This window comes from Citrobacter sp. S55_ASV_140 (genome assembly GCF_018919505.1).
GTDB lineage: Bacteria > Pseudomonadota > Gammaproteobacteria > Enterobacterales > Enterobacteriaceae > Citrobacter > Citrobacter werkmanii.
The window spans coordinates 17,779-39,152 of record NZ_JAHLQZ010000024.1 but is presented as its reverse complement, the minus strand read 5'-3'; the positions used below and the strand labels follow the sequence as shown (position 1 = coordinate 39,152).

The window sequence follows — 21,374 nt, the reverse complement described above, 5'->3', positions numbered from 1 at the left end:
ACAGTGGAAGGCTGCTCAGCGAGAGCGATGTAACGCTCGACGGCGCACAGTTCGATAACAGTGGCGCGGTACAGGGAAATACCCTGACCTTGCAGCAAAACAGGATCCACAATCAGGGCACGCTGACCGGCCTGCAAAGCCTGACGCTGGAGGCTCGTCAGCGTCTGATGGCGCGAATGGCGATGGCTTCACCGCAACAGGAATTGATTAACGCAGCAGGTGGTTCACTGCTGACGCAGGGAGCGCTGAAACTCACTTCTGGCGATGTGACGAATAATGGCACGTGGCAGGGACAGTCCGTTCTGCTCAGTGCGCAAACGCTGACAAACAACGGGGCAATACAAAGCGCCGACGCCCTGCAGTTTACGCTCGCAAATAACCTGACTTCTGCGGCCGGCAGCAAAATTACCGCCCTTGGTAACGCGACGCTACAGGCGCTTTCTCTGACTAACTCGGGGCAATGGACGGCGAAAAATCTTACGCTGAAGGGGGCAACCCTTGATAACAGCGCGGCGATTAGCGGCGTAAATGCGCTCACGCTTGCCATGAACGGCGCGGTCAGGCAGCAGAAAGCGGGCAGTATGCTGAGCGGCGGCGCGTTGGATCTGACTGCGGCGTCAGTCACCAACGATGGAAAAATTCAGGGTGCGACGTTGGGCATGACGACCGGCGCATTGACCAACAGCGGACGACTACAAGGGGATAATGGCGCAACGCTGTCGCTGAGCGGTGGTTTGATAAACCAGGCTTCCGGGGAGATTGTCAGCCGCCAGGGGCTTTCGCTTTCTACGCCAGTGCTGTCCAACTACGGTTTAATGCAGGGCGGTGGAGAGACCCATCTTAACGCCACAACACGCGCGCTCAATGACGGCAAACTGCTTTCCGGCGCGGGAATGACGCTGACGACGGCAGAATATTCCGGCGCAGGCTGGTTACAGGCGACAAACCTCATTCTGAATGCGGCAACGGCCACCAATGACGGTAACTGGCTGGCCGACAGCGCCACGCTTGCAGGGACCCGGTTTACCAACCAGGGAACCGCGCAGGCCGGTCAACTGGCGGTGAAATACGCGCAACTGACGAATAACGGTACGCTGTTAGGCAACTCGCAACTGAGTGTGAATGCCAGCGAAGTTAATCAGAATGCGGCAGGGAAACTGTTCAGCGGCGGCGACCTGTTCGTTGAAAGTCGTGGGCTGGGTGCGTTGGGACAGGTGGTTGCGCTGGGTAATCTGACGCTGAAGCTGGTGAATGGTTTTACTGCGCAAAGCGCTTTTGCCGCGGGTAAAACACTGACCATTACCAGCGATGGCGCTATCGACAACCGTAGCGTGCTTCAGGGGCAATCGCTCAACCTGACGGCGGGCGGACAGCTCAGCAATAACGGGCAAATTACAACTGGCAGCGGCGTCAGTTATCTTAGCGGCGACAGCGTGGCGCTCAATGCCGCCGGAACGTTACAGGGCGGTGGCGATATTACGCTGACCAGTCGCGGTAATATTTCAGTCGCTGGTTTCACCGGAACGCGTGGCTCTCTGACGCTCAATGCACCGGGTGCCATCGTCAATACGGCGCTGTTGTACGCGGCAAATAATCTGGCGCTTTATGCTAACACCATCACCAACCAGCGCGGCGATATCCTCGCGGGCAACAATCTGTGGATGCAGCGAGATGCTGCGGGCAATGCCAACAGTGAAGTGGTCAACACTTCCGGCAATATCGAAACCCAGAACGGTGATATCACGATAAAAACAGGACATCTGCTGAACCAGCGGGATGGGTTTACTATCAGTCAGAGAAATCAGGAATTTTCTAATGTATTACCTTCGGGACCATTTTTATTCCCAATCACGATTGGTGATGGTAAGAAAAAGCCGGATGTCGAGCTTAGTCTGCAGGAATGGCTGAAATCACCTGAAAATATTATCTGGAGCTATTGGGGAGAAAGTTGTGCCGGAAATAGTCAGATCTGTCACGATAAATATAAGTATCTTTTACTTGGGAATGATATTCGTCGTTTTATATTAAGTGAATCAATAGTTGAAGCGAATGCTACGGGGGATGCCGCACGTATTGCGGCAGGTCGGGATATTGTTATCGACGCTACAATAATGGATAACCGTGCAAGTCATATTCTTTCGGACAGAGAGGCTTTACTGAGAGGAGATACGTTAAATAATCTTTCTGCCGAAGCCGGGCATGAAATCGTTTATCAAGAGGCGGAATACCGGTGTGAGTGGTTCTCTGATAATTGCAATTTAACCCCTGAGAGACTTAAGAGCTATCCAAAATACGGTAAATGGTATCAGTCCACTGATTCTTACGGAAGACTGGTTATACCCAATAAAGATGGCTTCGAATACATAGGGGTTCCGTATGTTTTAGGGGAAATTAAGAAAGAGTTTACAGCTGATAGTGAGTCATACCGCTCAGTGATTAGTGCGGGTGGGAATATTACAGCAACTTTCACTAATGATATTAGTAATACCAGCATCACGGCAAACAGTGGAGTTGGTACCACTATTTCTGTGCCAACCCTCAACACCCTCAGCAACCAAACCATCAGTAATGGGGTGCAAAAGCAGGCGTTGGCAGGCAATGACACGGTGAGCGTCAGTTCCCCTCAGTGGAACGATCGACTGCATGACGCATTGCAGCAGATTAACGGCGCAGGCGCGCTGGAAAGCGGCGGCGTATCAGATTCTACGCTCAACCCTGTTTCTACCACGCAGAAAGGTAACGCCAGCCTCGGCCAACTCAATGGCCTGATTAACCCAGGCGAGAAGGGCGTGAATACTGCCGGGCAAAATCAGGGCAAAATGGTGGATACCAGCGCGTATCCGTTGCCTTCCGGAAAAAACGGGTATTTCGTCGTCTCTGACGATCCGAAAAGCCCGTACCTGATCAACGTTAACCCGAAACTGAACGGTCTTGGTCAGCTCGATCCCAGCCTGTTTGGTGATTTGAATGCGATGCTGGGTATCAAACCTGGCGAAGCGCCGCGTGAAACCAATATTGCGTATACCGATCAAAACCAGTTCCTTGGGTCGGCCTATATGCTCGATCGTCTCAAACTGAACCCGGAATATGACTACCGTTTCCTCGGTGATGCGGCGTTCGATACCCGCTATGTCAGTAACGCCATGCTGAATAAGACGGGAAGTCGATACATCAACGGTATTGGTTCTGACCTTGACCAGATGCGTTATCTGATGGATAGCGCTGCCAGTACCCAGCAGTCGCTGGGACTGACATTTGGGGTGGCGCTGACGGCCGATCAAATCGCGTCCCTTGAGCACAGCATGCTGTGGTGGGAAGCCGCGACCGTCAACGGTGAAACGGTAATGATACCGAAGCTGTATCTCTCGCCGAAAGATATCACCGTGAATAACGGTAGCGTCATTGCCGGGAATAATGTTCAGCTGACCAGCGGGAATATCACCAACTCCGGCAGTACGCTGTTGGCGAGAAACGATCTCACGCTCGACAGCCAAAACAGTATTAATAACCTTAACAATAGTCTGATGCAGGCCGGGGGCAATCTCGACCTGAGCGCGATGGGTGATATCAATAACGTCAGCTCCGCCATCAGCGGAAAAACGGTGGCGCTGGAAAGTCTGGGCGGCAACATCAATAACCTGACGCTGGCGGAACAGATTGATGTGAGTGCCAGGGATAAATACCGCAATGTGAGCTTTAAAGATACGTTGCTGGGGTCTGTGGCATCCATTACCGCGCAGGATGAATTGTCGCTCTCGGCAGGTAAAGATATCACCGTTACTGGCGCGAATCTCTCTGCAGGCGGTTCATTGCTGATGGATGCGTGGGGAGATATTGCGGTAAATGCCAACCAGATTAACGATGCCCGGAGCCACTCCGGACGCTGGATAACAGATACGGGGCGTTCGTCAGTGGACTGGCAGGGTAGCACCATCAGTTCGGGCGGTAAGCTCGGTATCAATGCCGGAAATAACCTCAACGTCACCGCCAGCGATGTTAACGCGGGGGGGAATGCTCAGCTTACAGCGGGTAACGATCTTAATCTGAATGCGGGCACCACTCAGCAAAGTAGCCGTAACGGCGGCAGTGAATCGCACAGCACCGGGCTTTCCCGTACCACCGTGGCAGCGGGTGACAATCTGCTGTTGAAAGCGGGTCAGGATATTAATTCCCATGCGGCCGGGCTGGCTGCGGAGAATGATGTCGGTCTGCTGGTCGGGCGAGATGTCAACCTGCTGGCTGAAGCAACGACAGACGGCGACAGTTATCGTGCGAAGAAGAAAACCGTGGTCAATGACGCCGTACGCCAGCAGGGAACGGAAATTGCCAGCGGCGGCGACGCCGTCATTATTGCCGGGCGTGATGTAAACGCACAGGCAGCGGATGTTACGGCGCAGGGCGATATCGGCGTAACGGCAGGCCGGGATGTGAATCTCACGACCGCCACAGAGAGCGATTATCACTACCAGGAAACCACGAAAACCAAAAAAGGATTCCTCAGTAAAAAGACTACCCATACGATTGAAGAAGACAGCGCTACGCGGGAAAAAGGCGCGCTGCTGAGTGGGAACAATGTGACGGTCGCCGCCGGGAATAACATTCTGGTACAGGGCTCAGCCGTTGCCGGTGACGGCAATGTGGCGCTGGGGGCAGGCAACAATGTGGATATTGTTGCCGCCACCAATACGGATACCTCATGGCGCTTTAAAGAGACTAAAAAGAGCGGTCTGATGGGGTCGGGCGGGATCGGTTTCACCATCGGTAGCAGTAAAACGACGCACGATCTGCGCGAACAAGGCACCACCCAAAGCGAGAGCTTCAGCACTGTCGGCTCAACGGGGGGCAACGTCAGTATCACCGCAGGCCAGCAGGCACATATCGGCGGCGCGGATATCATCGCCCAGAAAGATATTGCTGTTCGCGGCGACAGCGTACTTATTGAACCGGGTCATGACAAACGCACCCGTGATGAGAAGTTTGAGCAGAAAACCAGCGGACTGACGGTGGCGCTGTCGGGGGCTGCTGGTGCTGCGATAAACAGTGCAGTACAAACCGCGCAGGATGTGAAAGATGAGAGTGATGACCGGCTTGCAGCGCTGAAGGCTACGAAGGCGGCGCTTTCCGGCGTGCAGGCGGCGCAGGGTGTTGCAGTTGCTCAGGCCGGTGGCGATCCGAATAACGGTATAGGCGTCAGCATTTCCCTGACTTCCCAGAAATCAAAATCTGAGCAGCATGCCTGGAGTGATACTGCGGCAGGCAGCACTCTGAATGCAGGTAACGACCTGGCTATTGTGGCGACGGGTAAAGGTCAGAGTGGAAACAGCGGCGATATTCTGATTGGCGCAAGCCAGTTGAAGGCGGGTGGGGATACCACGCTTGCGGCAGCGAACGATATCGTACTGAGCGGAGTGGCAAACACCCAGCAGACGACCGGGAAAAACAGTAGCAGCGGCGGTGGTGTGGGCGTCAGTATTGGCGGGGGGGCTAATGGCTATGGTATTGGCGTCTTCGCTAATGTGAATGCGGCGAAAGGGCATGAGAAGGGTAACGGTACATCATGGGCTGAGACCACGCTTGATAGCGGTGGCACGGTATCGATGGCCAGTGGTCGTGATGCCATTCTGAATGGCGCGCAGGTCAGCGGCGATAAAGTGGTGGCGAATATTGGTCGCGACCTGTGGATGAGTAGCCAGCAGGACAGCAACGACTATAAATCGAAACAGAACAGCGTAGCAGCAGGCGGCAGTTTTACCTTCGGCAGCATGACCGGTTCGGGCTATATCAGTGCCAGCCAGGACAAGATGAAAAGCACTTATGACTCGGTGCAGGAGCAGACCGGGCTTTTTGCTGGCGATGGCGGATTTGATGTGGTGGTAGGACGTCACACACAACTGGACGGTACGGTAATCGCCTCGACGGCGCCAGGGGATAAAAACAGCCTTGATACCGGAACGCTGGGGTTCAGGGACATTCACAACGAAGCAGACTTTAAGGTCAGTCATTCAGGAGCCAGCCTGAGCGGCGGCGGGGCTTTTGGCGGCGATCAGTTTAAAGGTAACATGCCGGGTGGAATGATTTCAGCCGCTGGCAACAGTGGCCACGCGGAAGGCACGACGCAGGCGGCGGTGGCAGACGGCACCATAACTATCCGTGATAAAGCCGGTCAGAAGCAGGACGTGGCGAATCTGAGCCGTGATACGGAACACGCCAACGGCAGCATCAGCCCGATTTTCGACAAGGAGAAAGAGCAGAACCGGCTAAAAGCGGTGGGACTCATCAGCGACATTGGCGGTCAGGCAGCCGATATCGCCAGGACCCAGGGAGAGATTATTGCGCTCAAAGAGGCGCGGAGGGACAATCCAAATCTGCCAGCGGATAAGCTGAAAGATACACCGAAGTACAAGGAAGAACTGGCGAAGTATGGCACGGGCAGCGATATTCAGCGGGGAATTCAGGCGGCAACGGCGGCGCTTCAGGGGCTGGCTGGCGGTGATGTGGGGGCCGCGCTGGCGGGGGCATCGGCACCAGAGCTGGCGAATCTGCTTAAATCGACAGAGGGCAATACTGCGGTAAATGTCATTGCCCACGCGATACTGGGCGGCGCAGCGGCTGCGATGCAGGGTAACAGCGCGGCAGCGGGTGCAGCGGGTGCGGCAACGGGCGAACTTGCGGCCCGAGCGATTGCAGGTATGCTGTATCCTGATGTGAAGGACCTGTCGCAACTGCGTGAGGATCAGAAGCAGACCATCAGCGCGCTGGCAACGATATCAGCAGGGATGGCCGGTGGTCTGGCAGGAGACAGTACGTCATCAGCCGCAGCAGGTGCGCAGGCCGGGAAAAATGCAGTGGAAAACAATTTCCTGAGCAATACCTCCTCGGAAAAACGCGATGCTTTGGCAGAGAAAGTCTTAAAAGGCGATAAATCCCTGCAAACCGCGAAAGAATTTTTACAACTTGAGAATGCCGATAAACGTAGTGATGCACTGATTGCCAAGTTCAATAAAGAACCAGCCGAATTGAGTACAGCAGAGCGAACCGAGTTGGTAAGTTATTTGAAGATATATGCATCTGACATGCAGGCTAAATATGGTGAGGCAGTGACTAAAGAGCTGATCGCAGGAATGTTGACTGGGCAGGATTATATGAAGTCAGCGCCACAGACAGAGGCGCAGCAGAAAGCACAAACCATCATGAATACCTGGGGTTACCATAAATCCAACGCCAGCATTGGCGACCCGGTATTGTTATTTGGCAGCAGTGTCCTTGGCACTACAATAAAAGAAGGTATGGCGCTTAATGCGGCAATTGGTGTGGGCGTAAACACGGGTGTACAACTTAGCGGGAATGATCCTTTCAGCTATGTTGATGCAATTCTTGCCGGTGTGACAGCTGCCGCGACTACAGGTAAAAGCTGGCAGGCATCAGCAGCGATCAATATGGGAGGTGCTGCGATTGGCAGTGCGATTAAAGGGGAAGATCCGACTAACTCCGTGATAAGTACTGGCTTTGGTAGTGCGGCTGGTAGTTTAGGGGGAAAAGTTGTTGATTCATTGTCTCCGGTAACTGATCAAGTGACAAAGGATGTTATTGGTGCAGTTACAGGTTCTACTGCTTCTGAACTTACAGGAAAAGCTGTAAAAGATGAGTTAGACAAGCGGGAGAAGAAGCAATGAATCTCTTCAGTAAGGTTAGTATCTTTTGGCTTCTTTTCTTGGTTGTGTACTGTACAGCTTTAATCTCTGTTGTTCTTTTCATATGCCAGCTAGGAGTGTCAACAATTTTCTACTTTAATGATGGGGCATTCCTTTTTTCATGGAAAGAGGCATTACATATTGCATTAACAAAAGGGAGCATTGCAGGAGTAGTATTAGGTGCAGGAGTATGGTTGAAAAATAAGTTGCATGAGCGTCATAGGAAAAAATAGTCGTTGAGAATAATGCGCTGGGTAACAAGAATGACAAGCTGCCATCCATTATTCCGATAAACCCGCTGCCAATCGGGGTTGAAGGTGCAGATGGTGAGCCACTGAAAGGTGGTGGTGGGATAGCTAAAGGCGGTAAATCTAAAGACACTCAAATTTGGACAGAAACCAAGAAAGCAGAACCTGTAGGTAATGCCTATGGGCATTGGACAAAACATGGGAAAGAGTTTCCATAGTATCAGAATGCGAAGCAATATGTTGATGCTGCACATAATTTTATGACAAACCCACCGCCAGGCACTTTAACTAAAACTCGCCCTAACGGAGACACACTGTATTACAATCCTGTGACTAATGTCTTTGCTTCAAAAGATATAAATGGTGTACCGCGTACAATGTTTAAACCAGAGAAAGGTCTCGAATATTGGAACAAGCAATGATGAATAACGGCTCTTATCCTTGTCCATGCTGTGGAAATAAGACAATTGATGAGCCGGGTTGTTATGAAATTTGCCCTATATGTGGATGGGAAGATGACCCTGTACAATCGGCTGATCCAGATTTTTCTGGCGGGGCAAATTCTCCGAGTTTAAATGAGGCGAAAAGAGCATTTAACGAACAGTAACTGAATATTTTATCCCGGCCCCCAGGCCAGGATCTGTTTATTAGCCGTCAGGCTCACCCAAAATGCCCGCGCTCACGCTTGATCGCAGGTCGATCCCCAGTGTCGTTCAGCACGCAGGGGAACGCCCTGAGCCACTGCTTCATCTTCGGCCCGTTGACGGAGACCACGCCCAGCCCCTCGGCGCAGCCGTACAGTTAGCGGGTGTTCTGCGTGGTGATAACGATGCAGTCCGGCATCACCCGGATCTTAATCGGCACTCCGTCAGTAAATCCCTCCGTCACGGGTTGTCGGGTTAAACGAGGTGGTTCATCAGCGTGGTTGTGGTCTGAAAACTTAGGACGGTTAATGGCAGCAACTGACGGCGCTGCTATGATGCGGGAGTTGTAGGCCGGAAAGTCACGGCGGGGCGGTAGCGTGACATGGGTCAAAAGTGCGTATCGGGGCGTTGGGTCCAGTACAGCAAAATGCAGCAGGAAAACTGGGTTGTAACTTGCTGAGTGAACAGGAAAAACTGTTTTTTACAGGCTGACTTCGCAACGGAAAAAGTTGTTGTTGAGAATAACTCGCTGAGTGGTGATCGGGCCCGCGAAGCGGCAAAACAGGCTGCTGAATCCCTGAAAAATCAGGTCAGGGAAAAGCTGGGTGAAGGCGGAACTGCCCTGCGCTGATTACGTTCGCAGGTGACTACTTGCCGTACCTGTCAGCATACTGTGCAGGGGGAAAGCGGTTTTTTGCGTAGTAATTCGTGGTTTTAGGGGGCATCTGGTGAAACACCTGAATATGCCTGGGCAATGGCGGGTTCTGGCATAAAATTTGTGTCAGCGATAATCAGCTTCTTGTAAGTTGTCATGTATTAAGCGGAATAAAGGTGTTTGTGCCCCTTTGCTACTACACTATTTAACCTATGGCTATCACACCGTACTTAATAAAACTGTCGTCATTTAAAAATGGCATATTTATTAAATGCGAAGCGGCTCAAGAAAATAGTGTTGATATATGTAATGTGTAACCGCCAATAAAACAGATCGCGAACCATGAAATAAGAATGCTATCATTCACATCAGACGTGGCAGACAACTGCTGGCACACGCATTCACCCCGGAGCACCTCATGAATAACGACATTCCGCTAAAATATTATGATATCGCCGACGAGTACGCGACCGAAGCCGCAAAGCCGGTAAACGATGCCGAACGCGATGCGCTGGCGCACTACTTCCAGCAACTGATCACCCGTTTAATGAACAACGAAGAGATCAGCGAAGAAGCGCAGCAGGAGATGGCAACCGTGGCCGGTGTCGACGCGCAGCGTATCGACGATATCGCGGAGTTCCTCAATCGCTGGGGTAACGAGTAGCCAAAGACGTGGTCTGTGTTTTACACTGCGCGCAAATTCAGTAGATATACTCTGCGAGTATAAGATTTAATCAGGTGGAAACAGCAATGAACGGAACAATCACAATGTGGTTTAAAGATAAAGGCTTTGGATTTATCAAAGATGAAAATGGCGATAACCGCTATTTTCATGTGATTAAGGTTGCTAATCCTGAGCTGATCAAGAAAGACGCGGCGGTAACCTTTGAACCGACCACCAACAACAAAGGTCTGTCTGCCTATGCGGTGAAAGTCATACCAGACAGCAAATACATCTATATCGCGGGCGAGCGTCTGAAGCTCACGGCGATCAAGTCGTACCTGGTATACAGTGAAGAAGTTCCTGTCGAAACCCGTATTGATAAAGAAAACGCGGTGCTGTCTGTCGGCGTGCTGATGAACAGCATCCGGCCGAAATCAGAGGTGAAGCCAGGCGAAATGCGTAAGCTGAAAAAACTGGCTATCACCACTTTCCAGGGTACGACGCTGATCTTCTCCGAAGATGAAATCGACATCGATGCGACAGTAAAATTGCTTAAGGTCTGAAGCTCGTCAGACTGATAAGTGCCGCAACTCTGTTATTCATTGCCCCATGCGGATAGTGTTGCTCTGAGCGCTGAGGATGCAAGAAACCGCTCGCCCAGAGCAGAACACTTTATGTAATTGCTGAAGCCGCCGCTGGTTTCGCGTCCTTATTATTACTGTGGTCCAATTAGTTAGGATAAAAACAAAAGAACCAGCAGGGAGTCTGGTAATAACCTATTCATAATGTTAATTATTAATTAAATAAAAGTAGCAGCTCATGAAGTTTTGATATTTTCATTTCTCATAGACGAGAATTTACACATCATGATATAATATGGTGGAGAAAACTCGCGGTTTATTAATCTGCGCGTAATGTAAATAAATTTTCGGGGAGTGTATTCCAGTGGGACGTAAATGGGCCAATATTGTTGGTAAAAAAACGGCTAAAGACGGTGCAACGTCTAAAGTATATTCAAAATTCGGTGTGGAAATCTATGCTGCCGCTAAACAAGGTGATCCAGACCCAGAATTAAACACAGCTTTAAAATTCGTTATTGAACGTGCGAAACAAGCCCAGGTTCCCAAGCACGTTATTGATAAAGCTATTGATAAAGCCAAAGGTGGCAGCGACGAAACGTTCATGCAAGGGCGTTATGAAGGTTTTGGCCCAAGCGGTTCCATGATTATCGCTGAAACCCTGACATCAAACGTTAACCGCACGATTGCTAATATTCGCTCAATCTTCAATAAAAAAGGCGGGAATATCGGGGCGGCAGGTTCTGTCAGCTATATGTTTGACAATACTGGTGTAATCGTATTTAAAGGCACTGACCCCGACCATGTTTTTGAAATTTTGCTTGAAGCTGAAGTTGATGTTCGTGATGTCACCGAAGACGAAGGAAATATCATTATTTATACTGAGTCTACCGACCTTCACAAAGGCATTGCAGCGTTAAAAGCAGCGGGAATTACAGAGTTTTCAACAACAGAATTAGAAATGATTGCTCAATCAGAAATTGAACTGTCGCCAGAAGATTTAGAAATCTTTGCAGGGCTTGTTGATGCTCTTGAAGATGACGACGATGTTCAAAAAGTATATCATAACGTTGCAAATCTCTAATTCTAAATTAAAGAAATCTGTCATTGTGGCAGATTTTTTTAACGATTAGATTTGTTATAAAAAGTATATCTGGCCTGACAGTACGGCAGAAAATAAAATTAAATATCTGCTGGCTCAATTCTGGCTCTGTCTCGCCAGCCACTGACCGACGATAGGCCATAATTTATCCGCACTCCGCGTTCGAAAAAAGCCCATGTGTCCAACTGAAGAAAGACCATAATCTGCGTGCCGAATTTCGCGATGTTCGATTTTTGCGTTTTGCACTGGCTCCATCAGGGATGCAATGGCTTCAGGGTTAGCCCACGGGTCGTCATCAAAACCCATCACCAGTAAAGGCAAGGTTATCTCACTTGCCCGTTGGCGTGCATCCCAGTCTGGATCGTCGTAGAAATAACCCGGCATTGCGCTCCAGCGTCCCCACTGAAGCATCACTGGAGCTGGCAAATCTTCGCCCAGCCCAAGGCGCCTGGCAGGCATATACCCGAAGATACGGCAAAGAACCGGGGCCAGAACACGCAGCAGGCACCAGACCCGCACTTTCTCTGCCGTTTGTTTTATTGTGCTCGTTACCCCGGCATGGGAGGCCACAATGACGGCCGCGTGCAGGGCGGAAGTGGCCGTGGAAAGCAGAACCGCATGCCCGCCGACACTGTGTCCTACCGCCAGCAGGTTAAGTCCGGGAAAACGCGTTTTAGCCCAGGCAGTAATGCAGCCCACGTCCTGCTCGATCCAGTCTGACATTGAGATGCTGTAGCTACGGAGCTTCCCGGATTTCGAGCGGCCCGTTCCCCGATAATCGTAAGTGACGACACTGAATCCCTGGTTAAAAAGGTACTCTGCGAACCCCTTATAAAACGCCTGTACAACCGCCGTGGCTGGATGAAGAATAACGATCGCTTTGGCATCGCTTCTTTCCCAAATCGTGGCGGACAGAAATCCGCCTTCATTTACGGGTATTATTATTGAATTCATTCATTGAGCCTTATCTGTGTGGTCATACCAGTTGGTTCTGAATTCAATGTAGCTTTAACTAGCGAATCTGGCGATTTTTTTGTTCTGTATCCCGGTCTCGTTAAAGGAGACCGGGAATGCGGAAGGTTATTTAAGCTTTGGATAATCCGCCAACAAATGTGATCTACTTCACCTCCCGGTAACCAAAATCTCTTGTGACTCCACGCCGTCCTCTATCTGTTTCGCCACTTTTTGTAAGGCCGGAAGATGCTTTTCCGCTGCCTGCTCGATGGTCATGGCGCTGGCCATATACACCAGGTTCAGGCAACCAATAACCCGCTGTTCGCTGCGGATGGGAACGGCGATGGAGGCGATTTTTTCTTCCTGATCCCACCCGCGATAGTTCTGTCCAAAGCCGTCTTTACGTGCGCGGGCCAGAATAGCGTCGAGCTTTAGCGGTTCGCGGGCTAACTGGAACTCTTCTCCTGGTCTTGAGGCCAGCATTTCAATCAGTTGCTGACGTTCATTCTCCGGGCAAAATGCCAGCCAGGTCAGGCCGGATGCGGTTTTTAACAGCGGTAAACGACGTCCGACCATTGCCCGGTGAAACGACAGGCGGCTGAAGCGGTGGGTGGTTTCACGCACCACCATCGCGTCAACGTCCAGCGTGGACACGTCGGTCGGCCAGATGACTTCGCGCAGCAAATCCCCCAACAGCGGGGCGGCGAGCGCAGAAATCCACTGCTCGTCACGAAATCCCTCGCTGAGCTGACGGACTTTAATGGTTAAGCGAAAGCTGTCATCGGACAGGCTGCGCCGGACGTAACCCTCATCCTGCAACGTTTCCAGCAGACGTCTGACCGTGGTGCGGTGCAGGCCGCTCAGCTCTGCCAGCAGGCCAACGCTGGCCCCGCCGTCAAGCCGATTTAACATATTTAATAACATTAACCCGCGCGTTAACCCGCGCACGGTTTTGTATTCGGTACCGTCGTCACTTTTCATATTCATTGACAAATATATAGGTAAAACAACGTTGTGCACTTAGTGCACATCCAAGCATGTTTTGATTGTAGCGCAAAAACGCACTTCTATACTGACCGCACAATAAAAATTATTCACATATTTTTAACAAAGCAAATTGCGCCTCACCAGGGCCTGCAATTGCGTTTTGTCCGAGTAGTGAGGTTCTGAAATGACAACTATAAATCCTGATATCCAACCCGCAGTGCAGCACACCGCGCAGGTAGCGATTGCTGGAGCCGGCCCGGTAGGGCTGATGATGGCGAACTATCTTGGCCAGATGGGCATTGAGGTGCTGGTGGTAGAGAAGCTCGACACGCTGATCGACTATCCCCGAGCCATCGGTATTGACGATGAAGCGCTGCGCACCATGCAGTCCGTTGGTCTGGTCGAGAACGTTTTGCCACACACCACGCCGTGGCACGCGATGCGCTTTCTTACCCCGAAAGGCCGCTGCTTTGCCGATATCCAGCCGATGACCGACGAATTTGGCTGGTCGCGCCGCAATGCGTTCATTCAGCCGCAGGTGGATGCGGTGATGCTGGAAGGGCTGTCGCGTTTCCCCAACGTGCGTTGCCTGTTTTCTCGCGAACTGGAAGCCTTCAGCCAGCAAAATGGTGAAGTGACGCTGAACCTGAAAGCGCCGGACGGCCAGCGGGAAACGGTGAAGGCCCAGTGGCTGGTGGCCTGCGACGGTGGCGCCAGCAACGTCAGGCGCTCGCTGAATGTGCCATTTGAAGGTAAAACCGCGCCGAATCAGTGGATTGTAGTGGATATCGCCAACGATCCGCTGAGTACGCCGCATGTGTACCTGTGCTGCGATCCGGTGCGCCCGTATGTTTCTGCCGCGCTGCCGCATGCGGTGCGCCGCTTTGAATTTATGGTGATGCCGGGAGAAACCGAAGCCCAGCTTAGCGAGCCGCAGAATATGCGCCAACTCTTGAGCAAAGTGCTGCCGAACCCGGATAACGTCGAGCTGATCCGCCAGCGCGTGTACACCCATAACGCCCGGCTGGCCGAACGCTTTCGTATTGACCGTGTGCTGCTGGCGGGCGACGCGGCGCACATTATGCCGGTCTGGCAGGGGCAGGGGTACAACAGCGGTATGCGCGATGCCTTCAATCTGGCGTGGAAACTGGCGCTGGTGATTAATGGCAAAGCCGGTGATGCGCTGCTGGATACCTACCAGCAGGAGCGCCGCGATCATGCCAAAGCGATGATCGATTTGTCGGTTACCGCAGGCAACGTGCTGGCGCCGCCAAAACGCTGGCACGGCGCGGTGCGCGACGGAGTTTCCTGGCTGTTGAACTACATTCCGCCGGTCAAACGTTACTTCCTTGAAATGCGCTTTAAGCCGATGCCGCAGTACCACATCGGGGCGTTGGTGCGTGAAGGTGACGCGAAAACCTCGCCAGTCGGCAAGATGTTTATCCAGCCGAAGGTCACGCTGGAAACCGGCGAAGTGACGTTGCTCGATAACGTCATTGGCCCGAATTTCGCGGTGATTGGCTGGGGCTGTAATCCGCTATGGGGCATGAGTGAAGCGCAGATCCAGCAATGGCAGGCGCTGGGGACGCGGTTTATCCAGGTGGTGCCGGATACGCAGATACATACCGATCAGGATAACCATGACGGCGTTACCCGCATTGGCGATACGCAAAACCGTCTGCGCGCGTGGTTTGCCCAACACAATGCCGCGCTGGTGGTGATGCGCCCGGACCGCTTTGTCGCCGCCATCGCTATTCCGCAAACCCTGGGCAACACCCTGAATAAACTGGCGTCGATGATGACGCTCACCCGCGTAAATACCGATCTTCCTGTTGAAAAGGTAGCCTGATATGCACGCTTATCTTCACTGTCTTTCCCACTCGCCGCTGGTGGGCTATGTCGACCCGGCGCAGGCCGTGCTCGATGAAGTTAACGGCGTGATCGCCAGCGCCCGCGCACGTATTGCGGCGTTCGATCCTGAGCTGGTGGTGCTGTTTGCCCCCGATCACTACAACGGTTTTTTCTACGATGTGATGCCGCCGTTCTGTTTAGGCGTAGGGGCCACCGCAATCGGCGATTTCGGCAGTGCCGCCGGGGAACTGCCGGTGCCCACCGATCTCGCTGAGGCCTGCGCCCATGCGGTGATGAAAAGCGGTATCGATCTTGCCGTGTCCTACAACATGCAGGTCGATCACGGCTTTGCGCAGCCGCTGGAGTTTTTGCTCGGCGGTCTGGATAAGGTCCCGGTGTTACCGGTGTTTATTAACGGCGTCGCCACGCCGCTGCCGGGCTTTCAGCGTACCCGCATGCTCGGTGAAGCCATTGGTCGTTTCGCCAGTTCGCTGAATAAACGCGTGCTGTTTTTAGGTTCCGGCGGCCTGTCGCATCAGCCACCGGTGCCGGAGCTGGCAAAGGCCGATGCCCATATGCGCGACCGCCTGCTCGGCAGCGGCAAACAGTTACCCGAAAACGAGCGTGAATTGCGCCAGCAGCGAGTGATCAGTGCCGCCGAGAAATTTGTGCAAGACCAGCACACGTTGCACCCGCTTAACCCCGTCTGGGATAACCGCTTTATGACCCTGCTTGAGCAGGGGCGTTTGCAGGAGCTGGACGCGGTCAGCAATGAAGAGCTATCCGCGATGGCGGGCAAATCAACGCACGAAGTGAAAACCTGGGTTGCCGCCTTCGCCGCCATTTCTGCCTTTGGCAACTGGCGCAGCGAAGGCCGTTATTATCGCCCGATCCCGGAGTGGATCGCCGGATTCGGCTCCCTGAGCGCCACCACACAGAACTGAAACAGAACTGAATATGCAGGAGAAGAGCATGACTTACCAACCGCAAACCGAAGCCGCCACCAGCCGTTTTCTGGAGGTGCAGGAAGCAGGCGAAACCTTACGCGTGCATTTCAATGACTGTGGGCAGGGCGAAGAGACCGTGGTGCTACTGCACGGCTCAGGTCCTGGCGCGACGGGCTGGGCGAACTTCAGCCGCAACATCGATCCGCTGGTTGAGGCCGGATACCGGGTGATCCTGCTGGATTGTCCTGGCTGGGGGAAAAGCGATGGGATCGTTAACCGCGGGTCACGATCCGATCTCAACGCTCGCATTCTGAAAAGCGTGGTCGATCAGCTGGATATTCAGAAAATCCACTTGCTGGGCAACTCAATGGGTGGCCACAGTGCAGTGGCGTTTACTTTGAGCTGGCCGGAGCGCGTGGGCAAGCTGGTGCTGATGGGCGGTGGAACGGGCGGCATGAGCCTGTTTACCCCGATGCCGACCGAAGGCATCAAGCGTCTGAATCAGCTATATCGTGAGCCGACCATCGAAAATCTGAAGCTGATGATGGAGATTTTTGTCTTCGACACCAGTGACCTGACTGAAGCGCTGTTTGAGGCGCGCCTGAATAACATGCTGTCGCGCCGCGATCACCTGGACAACTTTGTCCAGAGTCTGGAAGCCAACCCGAAACAGTTCCCGGACTTCAGCCCGCGTTTGGGTGAAATCAAGGCTCAGACCCTGATTGTCTGGGGCCGCAACGACCGGTTCGTGCCGATGGACGCCGGTCTGCGCCTGCTCTCCGGGATTGCCGGTTCTGAACTGCACATCTACCGCGACTGCGGGCACTGGGCGCAGTGGGAACATGCGGATGCCTTTAACCAACTGGTGCTGAACTTCCTCGCACGCCCTTAAGGAACGGACATGACGAATCTTAATCTTGAGCAGTTAGCCGCCGATTTACGCCTGGCAGAGGAAAAAGGAGAAGCTATCGCCCCGCTGCGTGAACTGATTGGCATGGACAATGCCGAAGCGGCCTATGCCATTCAGCGCATCAACGTGCAGGACAACGTGGCGCGCGGGCGGCGCGTGGTTGGGCGCAAAGTGGGGCTGACGCACCCGAAAGTGCAACAGCAATTGGGGGTCGATCAGCCAGACTTCGGAACGCTGTTTGCCGACATGTGCTACGGCGATAACGACACCATTCCGTTTTCACGTGTACTGCAACCGCGTATTGAAGCGGAAATTGCGCTGGTGCTGAACCGCGATCTACCCAATGCCGACACCACTTTTGATGAGCTGTATAACGCCATCGAGTGGGTGCTGCCCGCGCTCGAAGTGGTCGGCAGTCGTATCCGCGACTGGTCAATAAAGTTTGTTGATACCGTGGCGGATAATGCCTCCTGCGGCGTGTATGTGGTCGGCGGGCCGGCGCAGCGTCCGGCCGGGTTAGATCTGAAAAATTGCGCAATGAAAATGACGCGCAATAACGAAGAGGTCTCCAGTGGGCGCGGCAGCGAATGTCTGGGGCATCCGATCAACGCCGCCGTCTGGCTGGCGCGCAAAATGGCCAGCCTCGGCGAGCCGCTGCGTGCGGGGGACATCATTCTCACCGGGGCGTTAGGCCCGATGGTATCAGTGAATGCGGGCGATCGTTTTGAAGCCCATATCGACGGTTTTGGTTCAGTTGCCGCCACTTTTTCAGCGGCGGTTACAAAAGGAAGTCAGTCATGAGTAAGCGTAAAGTCGCCATTATCGGCTCCGGCAACATCGGCACCGATTTGATGATTAAAATTCTGCGCCACGGCGTGCACCTGGAGATGGCGGTGATGGTCGGTATTGACCCGCAATCCGATGGTCTGGCACGCGCCAGACGTATGGGCGTTGCCACCACCCATGAAGGGGTGACAGGGCTTATCGCCATGCCGGAATTTGCCGATATCGACATCGTGTTTGATGCCACCAGCGCGGGCGCACATGTGAAGAACGACGCCGCGCTGCGCGCCATTAAACCGGGGATCCGCCTGATCGACCTGACGCCCGCGGCGATCGGTCCATACTGCGTGCCGGTGGTGAATCTGGAGGCTAACGTTGATCAGCAGAACGTCAATATGGTGACTTGCGGCGGGCAGGCGACCATCCCAATGGTGGCGGCTGTCTCTCGCGTGGCAAAAGTCCATTACGCTGAAATTATTGCCTCTATCGCCAGTAAATCTGCGGGACCGGGCACTCGCGCCAATATTGATGAGTTCACCGAAACCACCTCAAAGGCGATTGAAGTGGTCGGCGGCGCCGAAAAAGGTAAAGCCATCATTGTGCTCAACCCGGCTGAACCGCCGCTGATGATGCGCGACACGGTGTATGTGCTAAGCGAAGCGGCCTCCGAGATTGAAGTTGAAGCGTCCATCAACGAGATGGCGGCGGCGGTACAGGCCTATGTGCCGGGTTATCGCCTGAAACAGCGCGTACAGTTTGAAGTTATCCCGCAGGATAAACCGGTGAATCTGCCGGGTATCGGCCAGTTTTCCGGGCTGAAAACCGCGGTATATCTGGAAGTGGAAGGCGCGGCGCACTATTTACCTGCCTATGCGGGCAACCTCGACATAATGACCTCCAGCGCGCTGGCGACCGCTGAGAAGATGGCGCAGTCACTCACCCGTCAGTCAGGAGAAGCAGCATGAACGGTAAAAAACTCTATATCTCTGACGTGACCCTGCGTGACGGTATGCACGCCATTCGTCACCAGTATTCGCTGGAAAACGTGCGCCAGATTGCGAAAGCGCTGGACGATGCGCGGGTCGATTCTATTGAAGTGGCGCATGGCGACGGTTTACAAGGTTCCAGCTTTAACTACGGCTTTGGCGCGCACAGCGATCTCGAGTGGATTGAAGCGGCGGCAGACGTGGTGCAGCACGCTAAGATCGCCACGCTGTTACTGCCGGGGATCGGTACTATTCACGACCTGAAAAATGCGTATCAGGCCGGGGCGCGGGTGGTACGCGTGGCGACCCACTGTACCGAAGCGGACGTGTCGGCCCAGCATATTCAGTATGCGCGCGAGCTGGGTATGGATACCGTCGGCTTTCTGATGATGAGCCACATGACCACGCCGGAAAATCTGGCGCAGCAGGCGAAGCTGATGGAAACCTACGGCGCGACTTGTATCTACGTGGTCGATTCCGGCGGGGCGATGAACATGAGTGATATTCGCGCCCGCTTCCGCGCCTTGAAAGCGGTACTGAAGCCGGAGACGGAAACCGGAATGCATGCGCACCACAACCTCAGTCTCGGTGTGGCGAACTCGATTGCTGCGGTGGAAGAGGGCTGCGATCGTATCGACGCCAGCCTGGCGGGGATGGGCGCAGGCGCGGGCAATGCGCCGCTGGAAGTGTTTATCGCTGCTGCGGATAAGCTCGGCTGGCAGCATGGCACCGATCTGTATGCGCTGATGGATGCTGCCGACGATCTGGTGCGTCCGCTGCAGGACCGCCCGGTGCGGGTGGATCGCGAAACGCTGGCGCTGGGCTATGCCGGGGTGTACTCCAGTTTCCTGCGTCATTGTGAAGTGGCGGCGGCGCGTTACGGCCTGAGCGCGGTTGATATTCTGGTTGAACTGGGCAAGCGCCGAATGGTGGGTGGCCAGGAAGATATGATCGTCGACGTGGCGCTGGATCTGCGCCACAGCAAATAAAAATGATTACGCGGCTGGCAACGTATCAGCCGCGATTCACCTGCATCGTGACCTCAGAGGTACATCTTATGACTACCCGTACCCCCGCATCCTGGCGCCTGACGTTGACCGTCGGGCTGTGTTTTTTAGTCGCCCTGATGGAAGGGCTGGATCTCCAGGCCGCCGGGATCGCTGCCGTCGGTATCGCTCAGGCGTTTGCGCTGGATAAAATGCAGATGGGCTGGATCTTCAGCGCCGGTATTCTCGGGCTGCTGCCCGGCGCGTTGGCGGGCGGTATGCTGGCCGATCGCTATGGCCGCAAGCGCATTCTCATTGCCTCCGTGGCGCTGTTCGGCCTGTTCTCGCTGGCGACGGCGATTTCCTGGGATTTCTCATCGCTGGTATTTGCCCGTCTGATGACCGGCGTCGGGCTGGGCGCGGCATTGCCGAATCTGATCGCGCTGACCTCCGAAGCGGCGGGGCCACGTTTTCGCGGTACGGCGGTGAGCCTGATGTACTGCGGCGTGCCGATTGGCGCGGCGTTAGCGGCGGCGCTTGGGTTTAGCGGTCTCGCCTCCGCCTGGCAAACGGTGTTCTGGGTTGGCGGGGTGATCCCGCTGCTGCTGGTTCCGCTGTTGATGCGCTGGTTGCCGGAATCGCAGGTTTATACCCAACAAACGCAGGTAGCTGCCGCGCCGTTGCGCGCCCTGTTTGCGCCAGCAGCAGCGAGCGCTACGCTGCTGCTGTGGCTGTGCTATTTCTTCACCCTGCTGGTAGTGTATATGCTGATCAACTGGCTGCCGATGCTGCTGGTGGAGCAGGGATTTCAACCCTCGCAGGCGGCAGGCGTGATGTTTGCTCTGCAAATCGGCGCAGCCAGCGGGACGTTAATTCTCGGGGCGTTGATGGACAAACTGCGTCCGGTGGTGATGTCGCTGCTGATCTACACCGGGATGTTGGCTTCGCTGCTGGCGCTGGGGACGGTGTCGACATTCAGCGGCATGCTGATGGCGGGATTTGTGGCGGGGATGTTTGCCACTGGTGGGCAAAGCGTGTTGTATGCGCTGGCGCCGTTATTTTACAACACGCAGATCCGCGCCACAGGTGTGGGCACCGCCGTTGCTGTCGGACGTTTGGGCGCGATGAGCGGCCCGCTGCTGGCCGGGAAAATGTTAGCGCTGGGCACAGGAACGGTGGGCGTGATGGCGGCGTCTGCGCCGGGGATTTTGCTGGCGGGCCTGGCGGTATTTATTCTGATGAGCCGTAAATCGCAGATGTCGATCCCGGCTAACGGTGCTTAAGCGACCGTCTGGTGCAGAGTTGACGCATCGCCATAATTGCGGGTGAGCGCGGAGCCTTGCGGGTATGGCTGTGATAGTGTGAGGGCTTATTTCCATCAAAACAGG

The 21,374-nt window shown here is 54.0% G+C and carries 15 protein-coding genes; 13 read left to right on the top strand and 2 right to left on the bottom strand.

The annotated features are described in order from the left end of the window. The 6 genes from KQJ18_RS06460 to KQJ18_RS06435 form a co-directional block, all read left to right on the top strand. The coding region (locus KQJ18_RS06460) for a hemagglutinin repeat-containing protein (RefSeq protein ID WP_253297460.1) at window positions 1-7,673 on the top strand (7,673 nt) is incomplete at its 5' end. A gap of 687 nt (window positions 7,674-8,360) precedes the next feature. Next, window positions 8,361-8,546, top strand: a complete 186-nt coding sequence (locus KQJ18_RS06455) for a CPCC family cysteine-rich protein (RefSeq protein WP_071531845.1) — start codon at window positions 8,361-8,363, stop codon at window positions 8,544-8,546. A gap of 497 nt (window positions 8,547-9,043) precedes the next feature. Beyond that, window positions 9,044-9,214 (top strand): hypothetical protein, encoded by a 171-nt coding sequence (locus KQJ18_RS06450; protein ID WP_216421691.1) that lies wholly within the window; start codon window positions 9,044-9,046, stop codon window positions 9,212-9,214. 442 nt (window positions 9,215-9,656) lie between these two features. Next, window positions 9,657-9,902, top strand: a complete 246-nt coding sequence (locus KQJ18_RS06445) for a YmjA family protein (RefSeq protein ID WP_069323914.1) — start codon at window positions 9,657-9,659, stop codon at window positions 9,900-9,902. An 86-nt stretch (window positions 9,903-9,988) separates the two neighbouring features. Then, on the top strand, window positions 9,989-10,465 hold the full coding sequence (locus tag KQJ18_RS06440) for a cold shock domain-containing protein (RefSeq protein WP_216421690.1): 477 nt from the start codon (window positions 9,989-9,991) through the stop codon (window positions 10,463-10,465). A gap of 382 nt (window positions 10,466-10,847) precedes the next feature. Beyond that, window positions 10,848-11,564, top strand: a complete 717-nt coding sequence (locus KQJ18_RS06435; protein ID WP_038638023.1) for a YebC/PmpR family DNA-binding transcriptional regulator — start codon at window positions 10,848-10,850, stop codon at window positions 11,562-11,564. Between the two features lie 114 nt (window positions 11,565-11,678). On the opposite strand, the gene KQJ18_RS06430 is transcribed toward KQJ18_RS06435, so the two are convergent. Continuing rightward, window positions 11,679-12,536: an alpha/beta fold hydrolase gene (locus KQJ18_RS06430; protein ID WP_069323915.1), complete on the bottom strand. Its 858-nt coding sequence runs from the start codon at window positions 12,534-12,536 to the stop codon at window positions 11,679-11,681. 168 nt (window positions 12,537-12,704) lie between these two features. Further along, window positions 12,705-13,517, bottom strand: coding sequence for a DNA-binding transcriptional regulator (locus KQJ18_RS06425; protein ID WP_159121184.1), 813 nt, complete (start codon window positions 13,515-13,517; stop codon window positions 12,705-12,707). A 190-nt stretch (window positions 13,518-13,707) separates the two neighbouring features. Here KQJ18_RS06425 and KQJ18_RS06420 point away from each other — a divergent pair, with 190 nt between their 5' ends. The 7 genes from KQJ18_RS06420 (at window position 13,708) to mhpT (ending at window position 21,269) form a co-directional block, all read left to right on the top strand. Then, window positions 13,708-15,372: a bifunctional 3-(3-hydroxy-phenyl)propionate/3-hydroxycinnamic acid hydroxylase gene (locus KQJ18_RS06420; RefSeq protein ID WP_216421689.1), complete on the top strand. Its 1,665-nt coding sequence runs from the start codon at window positions 13,708-13,710 to the stop codon at window positions 15,370-15,372. A 1-nt stretch (window position 15,373) separates the two neighbouring features. Next, the gene (mhpB, locus tag KQJ18_RS06415) at window positions 15,374-16,318 is read left to right on the top strand and encodes a 2,3-dihydroxyphenylpropionate/2,3-dihydroxicinnamic acid 1,2-dioxygenase (RefSeq protein ID WP_038638031.1); all 945 of its coding nucleotides are present in this window, start codon (window positions 15,374-15,376) and stop codon (window positions 16,316-16,318) included. 28 nt (window positions 16,319-16,346) lie between these two features. Continuing rightward, entirely contained in the window at window positions 16,347-17,213 is an 867-nt protein-coding gene (gene mhpC / locus KQJ18_RS06410; protein ID WP_069323918.1) for a 2-hydroxy-6-oxonona-2,4-dienedioate hydrolase, read from the top strand. 9 nt (window positions 17,214-17,222) lie between these two features. Then, complete coding sequence (gene mhpD, locus KQJ18_RS06405; RefSeq protein ID WP_216421688.1) at window positions 17,223-18,032, top strand: 2-keto-4-pentenoate hydratase; 810 nt, start codon at window positions 17,223-17,225, stop codon at window positions 18,030-18,032. Continuing rightward, a complete protein-coding gene (gene mhpF, locus KQJ18_RS06400) occupies window positions 18,029-18,979 on the top strand; it encodes an acetaldehyde dehydrogenase (RefSeq protein WP_038638040.1) in 951 nt (316 codons plus the stop codon). Before mhpD ends, mhpF begins: the two co-directional genes overlap by 4 nt. Further along, window positions 18,976-19,989 carry a 4-hydroxy-2-oxovalerate aldolase gene (gene mhpE, locus KQJ18_RS06395; protein ID WP_069323921.1) on the top strand — a complete coding sequence of 338 codons (1,014 nt, stop codon included), beginning with the start codon at window positions 18,976-18,978 and terminating at the stop codon, window positions 19,987-19,989. Before mhpF ends, mhpE begins: the two co-directional genes overlap by 4 nt. A 68-nt stretch (window positions 19,990-20,057) precedes the next feature. Continuing rightward, the gene (gene mhpT / locus KQJ18_RS06390) at window positions 20,058-21,269 is read left to right on the top strand and encodes a 3-(3-hydroxy-phenyl)propionate transporter MhpT (RefSeq protein WP_174330392.1); all 1,212 of its coding nucleotides are present in this window, start codon (window positions 20,058-20,060) and stop codon (window positions 21,267-21,269) included. Window positions 21,270-21,374 lie beyond the last annotated feature (105 nt).

Coding starts and splice junctions, on each gene's coding strand:
- KQJ18_RS06420 (WP_216421689.1), top strand. CDS start 13,708: ATGACAACTATAAATCCTGATATCCAACCCGCAGTGCAGCACACCGCG.
- KQJ18_RS06445 (WP_069323914.1), top strand. CDS start 9,657: ATGAATAACGACATTCCGCTAAAATATTATGATATCGCCGACGAGTAC.
- KQJ18_RS06425 (WP_159121184.1), bottom strand. CDS start 13,517: ATGAAAAGTGACGACGGTACCGAATACAAAACCGTGCGCGGGTTAACG.
- KQJ18_RS06455 (WP_071531845.1), top strand. CDS start 8,361: ATGAATAACGGCTCTTATCCTTGTCCATGCTGTGGAAATAAGACAATT.
- mhpT (WP_174330392.1), top strand. CDS start 20,058: ATGACTACCCGTACCCCCGCATCCTGGCGCCTGACGTTGACCGTCGGG.
- KQJ18_RS06440 (WP_216421690.1), top strand. CDS start 9,989: ATGAACGGAACAATCACAATGTGGTTTAAAGATAAAGGCTTTGGATTT.
- mhpE (WP_069323921.1), top strand. CDS start 18,976: ATGAACGGTAAAAAACTCTATATCTCTGACGTGACCCTGCGTGACGGT.
- mhpF (WP_038638040.1), top strand. CDS start 18,029: ATGAGTAAGCGTAAAGTCGCCATTATCGGCTCCGGCAACATCGGCACC.
- mhpC (WP_069323918.1), top strand. CDS start 16,347: ATGACTTACCAACCGCAAACCGAAGCCGCCACCAGCCGTTTTCTGGAG.
- mhpB (WP_038638031.1), top strand. CDS start 15,374: ATGCACGCTTATCTTCACTGTCTTTCCCACTCGCCGCTGGTGGGCTAT.
- mhpD (WP_216421688.1), top strand. CDS start 17,223: ATGACGAATCTTAATCTTGAGCAGTTAGCCGCCGATTTACGCCTGGCA.
- KQJ18_RS06430 (WP_069323915.1), bottom strand. CDS start 12,536: ATGAATTCAATAATAATACCCGTAAATGAAGGCGGATTTCTGTCCGCC.